Origin of the sequence: Rhodococcus jostii NBRC 16295 (assembly GCF_001894825.1) — a bacterium.
Lineage (GTDB): Bacteria > Actinomycetota > Actinomycetes > Mycobacteriales > Mycobacteriaceae > Rhodococcus_F > Rhodococcus_F jostii.
The window spans coordinates 1-988 of the sequence record NZ_BCWY01000250.1; the positions used below are offsets into that span (position 1 = coordinate 1).

The 988-nt window shown below is 61.3% G+C and carries 1 protein-coding gene; it reads left to right on the forward strand.

The window, feature by feature from the left end; translation table 11 throughout:
• The first annotated feature begins 111 nt into the window (after positions 1-111).
• Entirely contained in the window at positions 112-642 is a 531-nt protein-coding gene (locus RJ1_RS45025; RefSeq protein WP_205415428.1) for a MaoC family dehydratase, read from the forward strand.
• Positions 643-988: the final 346 nt, after the last annotated feature.

Here is a 988-nt window from a genome sequence, read left to right on the forward strand (position 1 = left end):
AAGATGAGGTTCCCGGCCACCGGGCCACTGAACGACGTCGTGGTCGTGGATCTCACCACGATGCTCGTCCCGCCAACTCCCATCGAGACCGTAGAGAGTGGTGTGTGAACGATGACGACCACGGAAAAAGTACAGAACATGCAGTTCGGTCGGTACTTCGAGGAATTCGAAGTCGGAGCGATCTACCAGCACTGGCCAGGCAAGACCGTCACCGAATACGACGATCACCTGTTCTGCCTGCTGACGATGAACCACCACCCGCTGCATCTCAACTCCCACTTCGCCGAACAAACAACAGAATTCGGCCGCAACGTGGTCGTCGGCAACTACGTCTACTCACTCCTACTCGGAATGTCCGTACAGGACGTCTCCGGCAAGGCGATCGCCAACCTCGAAATCGAATCGCTGCGGCACGTCACACCGACATTCCACGGCGACACGATCTACGGCGAAACCGAGGTCCTCGACGTCACCCCCTCAAAGTCCAAGAACGACCGAGGCGTCGTCCACGTCGAGACCCGCGGCTACAAGCAGGACGGGCAGATCGTCTGCATCTTCCGACGCAAAGTCCTCGTACCCAAGCAAAGCTACGGCCACACACACGGCGGCGACCAACCCGCCCGACCGCAGCCACACCCGTAGCCGATCCCCGGTGTGCGGGCCGGGTGGTACTCCAATGGAGGAAACACACACCCAGCCCGCACGCCGGAGTTTTTCGGGCACCCCACGACCGGGTATCGCGGCCCGACCGGGCCTTGACAGGAATCGCGGGAACAACCCACGCTAACAACAGAAAACACCGTGCCGACAATCGGCACAGACGCGGTGCGCCCGGCCCCCGGGTGCACCACTCGGAAAAGGAAGCACCATGCGAGAGCGGTACGAAACGTTCGTAGGCGGACACGACGAACGCAGTAAGAGTGGGAAGTACTTTTCCACCCGCGATCCCGCTACGGGCGACGTCATCGCCGAAGTCGCCCTCGGCGGT

Excerpts from the sequence above, each read along its gene's own strand:
- RJ1_RS45025 (WP_205415428.1), top strand. The coding sequence starts at position 112 with ATGACGACCACGGAAAAAGTACAGAACATGCAGTTCGGTCGGTACTTC.